This window comes from Bradyrhizobium sp. CAR08 (assembly GCF_052871955.1).
On record NZ_JBIXJX010000062.1, the window covers coordinates 1 to 3,189 of the forward strand.

Annotated in this window: 2 protein-coding genes; one reads left to right on the top strand and one right to left on the bottom strand. The window is 51.9% G+C overall.

All coding sequences use genetic code 11. The annotated features are described in order from the left end of the window. Nucleotides 1–821 precede the first annotated feature (821 nt). The gene (locus ACIPUD_RS39615; RefSeq protein ID WP_446482971.1) at nt 822–1,010 is read right to left on the bottom strand and encodes a hypothetical protein; all 189 of its coding nucleotides are present in this window, start codon (nt 1,008–1,010) and stop codon (nt 822–824) included. Between the two features lie 72 nt (nt 1,011–1,082). Here ACIPUD_RS39615 and ACIPUD_RS39620 point away from each other — a divergent pair, with 72 nt between their 5' ends. Then, entirely contained in the window at nt 1,083–2,738 is a 1,656-nt protein-coding gene (locus ACIPUD_RS39620; protein WP_446482972.1) for an anti-phage dCTP deaminase, read from the top strand. The last annotated feature ends 451 nt before the right edge of the window (nt 2,739–3,189 follow it).

The window sequence follows — 3,189 nt, forward strand, 5'->3', positions numbered from 1 at the left end:
GCCGCCGCCGCTCCAGCCCGCCTAAAACCTCGACCCGCATCGCCTGATGACCTTAAAGCTAGACTTAAGGTCACACGCTTCGCGAATTACCAACCCTCACGCAAGACGGCCCCCATCGGAGGCGTACGAAGATACCTCCCCATCTCAGGAAGAACCCTACGATCGCCTTTGGGGACCTCTGGATCGCCCCAAGCGATGACATCGACCGGATGCAAGCCGTCCTTGCAGATATCGGCCGGCAGAAGGAGTTTGAGCTAATTCGAGCCGCCGGATTTCGAGCTTACGGCATCCCTGATGTAGGGGATCAGCGTCTAGCTCCTGAAGACACTTCGACTGGTACTGAGGCGGTAAGTGCTAAGGAGCACCAAAAATCGACCTGAAGGATCCTAAGGACGCCGAGTGGAAGAATGATGCTGCCACGGCCGAGTGGGGGGCATTCATGACGAAGTGGTACCCCGAAGGCGACCTCGATGATTCCGCAACCGTGTTTGGCTACGGTGTCGCCAAAGGTCTGGAGCAAGTACTCCGCCGGTGCGGTGATAACCTCATGTTAGAACGTCATGAAGCAGGCTGCTAGTCTCGACTTCGAAATCGGCATCTATCTATGTGCCAGGAACTCGGATCAAGACAGGCCCGAACGATTTCGCTCCCATCGAATAGCTCCAAATGATGCGCTTCAAGGGGAGAGCTGAGAGAGGTTCGGACCGGTAATGAGCGGTGAGAGGCTCTTAACGCTGCCCTCATCGATTGCGGGCTCGCATGGCTCACAATGTTCGACCAATGCGGGGCCGCTCTTCCTCAGGTGGACGCCCCACTCTTAATCAGTAAGCGTGACAGACAACCTGCGAAGCATCAGCGTCGAAGTCTTCTGCTTTACTTTTTGCTCGCTGCAGCTGTTCCTCGATGAAATCGCCAAACATGTTGGCAGGTACGGATTTATTCGGCTGAACCTTGCCATTTCCGACACCCAGGTCAATATTCTCGCCTTCAACCACAGATTTTGCAGACATTACTACAACTCCCGAAAAGCAACTCGATAGCCCAACATCACAGCTCGAATCGTAAACCGGCGAAAAAACATTATGATGGAAAGAATAGAGTTCCCTGAGCTTTTCTTTGGGCTTGTTGCCCCGATTGGCGTGGATCTAGCAGATACGGTTCAACCCTTGAAGACGCTGCTGGAGCGGTTCGAATACCAAGTTACCGTAATCAAAGTCACCGATCTTTTCCGAGAAATTGATTACTGCGACGTCGAGCTACAAGACAAGCCCAGCGAGGCACGCTTCAACAGTTATATTGAGTTCGGAAATCGCCTTAGAGAGCTCTCCGGTGACCAAGCCGTCTGCGCATCGTTGGTCATTGATAAGATCGCAAAGGAAAGGAATCTCGATCGGGATTTACGAGAACATCGGGAAAAGCACGCCTATATTATCCACCAATTCAAGCGCAAAGAAGAAATCGAGTTGCTGCGCAGCGTCTACGGAAAGCTCTTCTTCCAAATATCGGTTTACTCTTCAAAGGGAGAACGAAGCGAGGCTTTCGCTCAGCGCATAGCACGGGACCACAAAAGCACCGACTGGGACAAATACAAAGCGACAGCCGACCAACTCGTCAAACTAGACGAGGACCAAGAGGAAAATCCGACCGGTCAACGTGTACGAAGTGTTTTTCATCTTGCTGATCTTATTATCAACGTCGACACCGAAGCCACGCAGTCAGATCAGCTTGATCGGTTCGTCCGCTTGATATTCGGCGATAACACGCTCTCGCCGACTCCGGTAGAGTACGGAATGTACATGGCGAAGGGCGCCTCTTTGCGATCGCTCGATCTTTCACGGCAGGTCGGCGCTGCAATCTTCTCTAAGCGGCACGAGATCATCACGTTAGGTTGCAACGAAGTACCCAAAGGTCGAGGTGGGACTTACTGGCCCAACGATAACGGCAGAGATGCACGAGACTATAAGTGGGGCCATGATCCAAACGATGAAAAAAAGCGCTCACTAATTTTGGATTTATTCGAGCGGCTGAGCAAGAGCGGCTTGATGGACAATGATTGCGTCGATAAGATCGACGAGATGCTACAAACTCCAGCTGTCCGTGACTCTCAGCTTATGGATATCATTGAGTTTGGTCGAATTTTGCATGCAGAAATGTCTGCTTTGATGGATGCGGCCAGACTAGGCAGAGGGGTCCAAGACGCAACGCTGTTTTGTACCACGTTTCCATGCCACATCTGCGCAAAGCACATCGTCGGGTCCGGTATCGACACAGTGTACTTTTTGGAGCCGTATCCGAAGAGCGCTGCCTTTACTTTGCACCCAGATTCAATTGAAGTCGAAGGTTCTTCCAGAGTTCACTATGCCAGCTACGAAAAAACCAGATTTGTACACTTTTTTGGGATAGCTCCTCGCCGATATCGTGATTTCTTCGAGAAGTCGTCTCGCAAAAATAAGGCAACTGGCAAGGCGCAAGATTGGGCTAGCGTGAGCAATCAGCCTCGCCCAATCTTGGATATAAAGCTGCCGATCTACCTGCCTCTCGAGAATTATGTTGAAGAGGCTCTCGAAGGAAGCAAGCAGATTGCCAGGTCGGCGCTTGCTACAGCAGCTATTGTTAATCAGGCGCTTAACAGCGAGAGGGAAGGTTTCTCTGAAATCGGCGGTACCCCGGCCTACCAAACTTCAGCTCAACTTCCATCTGTTTCGGCTGAAACCGCTGATAACGCAGCAGGAAAATGACTGCATGCGAATTGAATAGTATGGCGATTTGTGACAGACCAAATCATCATCGCTCGGCGAATACGGGGTCTCGAATGACGGCCTTGATTAGTTCAAGCATGGCCTGCGTCATGAGAATCATCGGAAGTTGGACGTCTTCTTTGGACCGCTCGTGGTAGAGCGCCCTGCCAGCCGTTCCGTTTCGCCAGCTCTCGCAGCTTGGTCAATAAAAGTCGGCGAGCCTGATTACTCACGATATGCAGCGAGCCTTGACGACCGACGATCGTGAGCTCTTCATCATTCATTCTCTTGACACGATATTCGGCGCAACTGCAGCGATGATAGGTAAGCGTCGTTCCGCTCCCACCTTCTCGCGGCACATGGGATAGGCGAGTTTCACGATCTCTTTGAAGGGATCGGCTTGTGTCTATGCTTGACCATACGCTTAAATCGGACGTGACGGCGCGCCGGC

Excerpts from the sequence above, each read along its gene's own strand:
- ACIPUD_RS39615 (WP_446482971.1), bottom strand. The coding sequence starts at position 1,010 with ATGTCTGCAAAATCTGTGGTTGAAGGCGAGAATATTGACCTGGGTGTC.
- ACIPUD_RS39620 (WP_446482972.1), top strand. The coding sequence starts at position 1,083 with ATGATGGAAAGAATAGAGTTCCCTGAGCTTTTCTTTGGGCTTGTTGCC.